This window comes from Variovorax sp. Varisp85, assembly GCF_047304045.1.
Taxonomy (GTDB): Bacteria; Pseudomonadota; Gammaproteobacteria; order Burkholderiales; family Burkholderiaceae_C; genus Variovorax.
The window spans coordinates 120,817-126,876 of the sequence record NZ_JBGLYN010000004.1 but is presented as its reverse complement, the minus strand read 5'-3'; the positions used below and the strand labels follow the sequence as shown (position 1 = coordinate 126,876).

The 6,060-nt window shown below is 64.8% G+C and carries 5 protein-coding genes; all 5 read right to left on the bottom strand.

Annotated elements, in window-relative coordinates; translation table 11 throughout:
* On the bottom strand, positions 1–480 hold a 480-nt coding region (locus tag ACCC97_RS03510), incomplete at its 3' end, for a YbfB/YjiJ family MFS transporter (RefSeq protein ID WP_413331586.1).
* A 16-nt stretch (positions 481–496) separates the two neighbouring features.
* Positions 497–2,134 (bottom strand): ABC transporter ATP-binding protein, encoded by a 1,638-nt coding sequence (locus ACCC97_RS03505; protein WP_413331585.1) that lies wholly within the window; start codon positions 2,132–2,134, stop codon positions 497–499.
* Positions 2,131–3,174: an ABC transporter permease gene (locus tag ACCC97_RS03500; RefSeq protein ID WP_413331584.1), complete on the bottom strand. Its 1,044-nt coding sequence runs from the start codon at positions 3,172–3,174 to the stop codon at positions 2,131–2,133. Before ACCC97_RS03500 ends, ACCC97_RS03505 begins: the two co-directional genes overlap by 4 nt.
* Positions 3,167–4,201, bottom strand: a complete 1,035-nt coding sequence (locus tag ACCC97_RS03495) for a microcin C ABC transporter permease YejB (RefSeq protein ID WP_413311690.1) — start codon at positions 4,199–4,201, stop codon at positions 3,167–3,169. Before ACCC97_RS03495 ends, ACCC97_RS03500 begins: the two co-directional genes overlap by 8 nt.
* 27 nt (positions 4,202–4,228) lie before the next feature.
* Complete coding sequence (locus tag ACCC97_RS03490; protein ID WP_413331591.1) at positions 4,229–6,028, bottom strand: extracellular solute-binding protein; 1,800 nt, start codon at positions 6,026–6,028, stop codon at positions 4,229–4,231.
* Positions 6,029–6,060 lie beyond the last annotated feature (32 nt).

Here is a 6,060-nt window from a genome sequence, read left to right as displayed (position 1 = left end):
CCCCAGCACCCCGCCGAGCAGGCCGGTCATGGCGATGCCGATGCCCGGCCCGGTGTAGATCACCCCGGCCAGCGTTGGCGCGTTCGTTTCCGACAGGCGGCGCAACCCCCAGCCCGAGGCAAAGACAAAAACCCAGGCGCTCATCACGCCCGCCGCCGTACGCAGCACGCCCCAGCTGGTAAAGCTGTGCAGCAACCCCATGCCGATCAGCAGGGCCGCCGTGGCCGCCAATCCGCCGCGCACCATGCTCGAAGCCTTGATGCCGATGGCCGCGCAGCTCAGCGCGCCGAGGAAATAGCCCAGGTAGTTGAGCGACGCCAGCACCCCGCCCGCCGCCAGCTCCAGCTTTCCCTCGTGCAGCATGATGGGCAGCATGGGCGTGAAGGCGAAGCGCCCCAGGCCCATCGCCACCGCAAGGGTGACCATGCAGGCCAGCGCCGCGCGCCAGGCGCCGCGCCGGTCGCGTCCGATTTCCGACATTTCCTGCAATCTCCGTTTATTCCAGTAGCGCGGCGGCCACCAGCTTTTTTGTGTAGGGGTGATCGGGCGCGTCGAGCACTCGCTCGACCGGCCCGGTTTCGAGAATGGCACCGTCCTTCATCACGATGACGTGGTGCGCCATGGCACGGATCACCTCCACGTCGTGCGTGATCAGCAGATAGCTCAGCCCCCGCTCGCGCTGCAGGCGCTGCAGCAGGCTCAGCACCTGCTTCTGGATCGTCACGTCGAGCGCGCTGGTCGGCTCGTCGAGCACCAACAGTTGCGGATCGACGATCAGCGCGCGGGCGATCGCCAGGCGCTGCCGCTGGCCGCCCGAGAACTCGTGCGGATAGCGGTCGAGCAGCGAGGGGAACTGGGCCTCCGTCAGCCCGACGTCGGCCAGTGCGGCGAGCGCGCGGGCGCGGCGCGCTCCGATGTCGAGTTCGGGTGCATGCACGCGCAACCCCTCGCCCACGATCTGCTCCACCGTCATGCGCGGCGACAGCGAAGAGAACGGGTCCTGGAACACCACCTGCATGACGCGGCGCAAGCCGAGATCGGAGGCGCGATCGACCGCCCAGCCCTTGCCCGCGACCTCCAGTGCACCCTGGTGCTTCAAGAGCCCCAGCGCCGCCAGCGCAAGCGTCGACTTGCCTGAACCCGATTCACCCACCACGCCCAGCGTCTCGCCCGGCACGATGCGGAAATCCGCGCCCTGCACCGCCACGAACTCGCCCTTTCGGAACCAGCCGGCGATGCCGGGCCTCGGCACAGGGTAGATCACGCGCAGGGCCTTCGCCTCGATCACGGGCGTTGCGTCGGCACGCGCGGCAACGGCCGCCACATTGCGCTGCGGATGGCTGTCGATCAGCTTGCGCGTATAGGGATGCTGCGGGGCATCGAACACCGGCGCCACGGCGCCATGCTCGACGACGTGGCCGTTCTCCATGACCACCACGCGATCGGCGAAACGACGCACCAGGTTCAGGTCGTGCGTGATGAGCAGCACGGCCATGCCGTACTTGCGCTGCAGATCGGCCAGCAGTTCCAGGATCTGCGCGCGCACCGTGACGTCGAGCGCGGTGGTCGGTTCGTCGGCCAGCAGCAGGCGCGGCTTGCAGGCGAGCGCCATCGCGATCATCGCGCGCTGGCGCTGGCCGCCCGAGAGCTGGTGCGGAAACGCCCTCGCCCGTCGCGCCGGCTCGGGAATACCGGTATCGGCCAGCAACTGGACAGCGGCCGCCTGCGCGGCGCGAGCCGACAGACTCTCATGCAGTTCGAGCACCTCCGCGATCTGGTCGCCGACGCTGTAGAGCGCATTCAGCGCGGTCATCGGCTCCTGGAAGATCATTGCGATCTCCTTGCCGCGGATGCCGTGCAGTTGGCGCTCCGGAATCGACAGCAGGTCGCGCACGCCTTGCGGCGCTGCGTCACCGAAGAGCCTTGCGACGCCGGTGACATCGGCGTTCTGCACCAGCCGCAGCAGCGACAGCGCCGTGACCGTCTTGCCCGAGCCCGACTCGCCGACCAGCGCGAGCTTTTCGCCGGCGGCCATCTGGAAGTCGATGCCGTGCACGACCTCCTTGCCGCCGAACGCGACACGCAGGCCTTTCACGTCCAGCAGGGCCTGCTTGAGTTGCGGATCGTTCATCATTTGTCGGCCTTGCGCGGATCGAGTGCGTCGCGCAGCGCGTCGCCCATGAATGTCAGCAGCATCAGGGTAACGACGAGCACGCCGAAGGTCGATATCGAGATCCACCAGGCATCGATGTTGGCCTTGCCCTGGCTGAGCAGCTCGCCGAGCGACGGCGTGCCCGGCGGCACGCCCAAGCCCAGGAAGTCGAGCGAGGTCAGCGCCAGGATGGCCGCGCTCATGCGAAACGGCAGGAAAGTGACGACCGGCACCATGCTGTTGGGCAGGATGTGGCGCCACATGATCTGCAGGTTGCCGACGCCCAGAGCGCGCGCGGCGCGCACATAGTCCATCTGGCGGTTGCGCAGGAACTCCGCGCGCACGTAATCGGCCAGGCCCATCCAACCGAACAGGCTCAGCAGAATGAGCAGCAGTGCCACGCTGGGAGCGAAGATCGCGCTGAAGATGATCAGCAGGTACAACTCCGGCATGGAGCCCCAGATTTCGATGAAACGCTGGAACGCGAGGTCGGTCTTGCCGGCGAAGTAACCCTGCACGGCACCGGCGACCACGCCCAGCACCGTGCCGATGGCGGTGAGCGCCAGGCCGAACAGCACGCTCACGCGGAAACCATAGATGAGCTGCGCCAGCAAGTCGCGGCCTCGGTCATCGGTGCCGAAGAAGTTCTCGGCCGATGGCACCGCCGGATTTGGCTGCGACGCAAAGTAGTTCAATGTGCGTGGACCGTAGCGGTTTGGCGCGTAGATCGCCCAGTTGGAGCCATCGGTGATGCGCTTGCGGATGAAGGGATCGAGGTAGTCGGCAGGCGTCTCGAAGTCGCCACCGAAGGTTTTCTCGGAATAGTCGCGCAGCACGGGGAAATAGGTCTGGCCCTCGTAGCGAACAACCAGCGGCTTGTCGGTCGACAGGACTTCGGCGAACAGACTCAGCACGACAAGGATCGAGAAAACGACCAGGCTCCAGAACCCCAGCGGATTGCGGCGAAAGCGGCGCCAGGCACGACGACCCGGGCTCACGGAAACAACAGTGGCGCTAATCAAACTTGACCCTCGGATCGACCCAGACGTAGCAGAGATCTGAAATCAGCTTGGTGACCAGACCGATCAACGTGAACAGATAGAGCGTGCCCAGCACGACCGGATAGTCGCGCCGGATCACGCTCTCGTAGCTCAGCAGGCCCAGCCCGTCGAGCGTGAATAGCGTCTCGATCAACAGCGAGCCCGTAAAGAATGCGCCGATGAAGGCCGACGGAAAGCCCGTGATGATCGGGATCAGCGCATTCCGGAACACGTGCTTCCAGAGCACCTGACGCTCCGACAGGCCCTTGGCGCGCGCCGTCAGCACGTATTGCTTGCGAATCTCTTCGAGGAAGGAATTCTTCGTCAACATTGCAGTGACCGCAAAGCTGCCGAGCACCATCGAGGTCACGGGCAACGCGATGTGCCAGAGATAGTCGACGATGCGTGCGCCCCAGTTCATGCTCTCCCAGTTGGGTGAGGTGAGCCCGCGCAGGGGAAACCATTGCAGTTGCCCGCCGAAGATCACGAGCAGCGCCACGCCCAGCACGAAACCCGGGATGGCATAACCGATCAGCACGATCAACGTGGTGACGAAGTCGAAACGCGATCCGGCGCGCACCGCCTTGGCCACACCCAGTGGCACCGCGATCAGGTAGCTGATGAAGAAGGTCCAGAGCCCGAGGCTGATCGACACCGGCATCTTCTCCTTCACGAGCTGCCACACGTCCTTGCGCTGATAGAAGCTGGTGCCCAGATCGAAGCGCGCGAACGACTTCAGCATGGTCCACAGGCGCTCGTGCGCGGGCTTGTCGAAGCCGTAGAGCTTCTTGATCTCCTCGATGCGCTGCGCGTCGAGGCCCTGCCGGCCGCGGTATCCAGCACCGCTCGAAGCAGCACGCTCGCCGCCCGAGTCGCGCCCCTGCAATTGCGCCACCATCTGCTCGACCGGACCACCCGGCACGAACTGGATCACGCCGAAGGTGATGATGAGCACGCCCAGCAGCGTCGGGATCATCAGCAGCAGGCGCTTGAGGATGTAGCTGAACATTCGGCTTTTTGGTTCCGTGTGGCGGGGCTACTTGTTGGCGGGCGACGCCCACCACGTGGAAAGCGCCCAGTCGCCGACATCGTAGTACGGCGGAATGGTCGGCGGCAGCCCGAACGGCGCCGGTCGGTAGCCGACCAGGAAAGCGCTGCCGTAATACTGGGGAATGGAGTAATAGCCATGGGACAGCACACGGTCGAGCACGCGCATCGCCGTGGCCAGCTCGGGTCGCGTGGTAGCGGCGAGCACCTTGCCGATCACTGCATCGACGGCAGAATCCGCAATACCCCAGACATTGGCCGAACCCGGTGTTTCGGCAGATTTCGCCCCGAACAGCTCGAGCAGTTCACCTCCCGGCGCTGTATTGCCGGGCAAGCGCGACGACGTCATCTCGAAGTCGAAGGTTTGCATACGCTGCTGCGCCAATGAAAAGTCGACCGTGCGAAACGTCATCTCGATGCCGAGCTTGCGCAGCGTGGCCTGCAGGGGCGTCACGACGCGGATCAGGCCCGGCTGGTCGTTCAGGAACTCGATGGTGAAGGCCTCGCCCTTCGCGTTGCGCAACGCGCCATCGCGATAGGTCCATCCGGCTTGCTCCAGCAGCGCACGAGCCCGGCGCAGGTTCTCGCGCAGGCTGCCCGGCGGCGCGGTGCTCGGCGGGATCGGGGCCGCCCCAAACACTTCGGGTCTGAGCTTGCCGCGCAGCGGCTCCATGAGCGCCAGCTCATCCGGCTTGGGCAGTCCTTCGGCGTGGAACTCACTGTTGGGGAAGTAGCCCTGCACGCGGGTGTAGATGCCATAGAACAGCTGTTTGTTGAGCCATTCGAAGTCGAACGCGAGGCCGATGGCCTGACGCACGCGCGGGTCCTTGAACTTGTCCTTGCGGATATTGAAGACGTAGCCCTGAAAGTCGCCTGGATTGTGGTTCTCGAAGGCACGCTTGACGATCTCACCGCTGTCGAACTGCTTGCCCTTGTATTGGCGCGCCCAGTTGCGCGAAGTGAATTCGCGCATGAAATCGAACTCGCCCGCCTTCAGGCCCTCGAAGCGCGCGGTCTCGTCGAGGTAGACCTTGTAGGTCACGCGATCGAAGTTGTAGAGGCCCTTGCGCACGGGCAGGTCGGCGCCCCAGTAGTCGGCGCGGCGCACATAGGTGATATCGCGCCCCATGCGATCGCTGGCAGGTTTGTAGGGGCCCGAGCCGATGGGGACCTCGGTGATGATCTGGTCGAAAGGCTTGCCGCCACCCCAGTTGCGGCTGAACACCGCCATGCCGCCGACGACCAACGGCAACTCGCGGTTGGGGCTCGCGAAATCGAAGCGCACCGTGCGATCGCCGATGGCCGTGGCCTTTTTGACCTCTGCGTAGATGGTGCGGTATTGCGGCGAAGCGAGCGGGCCATTCAGTGTGTTGAACGAATACACCACGTCGGCCGCAAGCACCGAGGAGCCGTCGTTGAAGCGTGCCTTGGGATTGATGCGAAACGTGGCCGAGAGCCGGTCCGGTGCCACCTCGACGTCCTCGGCCAGAAGTCCGTAGGCGGTCGTCGGTTCTTCGGAATTGCCCGTCAGCAGACTTTCGATCATCAAGGACCCGACGCCCGAGGGCGAGGTCCCACGCAGCGTAAAGGGATTGAACTTATCGAAGTTGGTGGGCCGGGTGGGCGGCACCAGCCGCATTTCGCCGCCCTTGGGAGCGTCGGGGTTCACATAGTCGAAGTGAGTGAAACCCGGGGGATATTTGATGTCGCCAAATTGGGCGTACGCATGCGCGGCCCACGAGGGAGCCGCCGAGAGAGCCAACACAACCGGAAGCAGCCAACCTCGCATGCGAGAATTCTGCCCAAGATTTTCACGAGGCA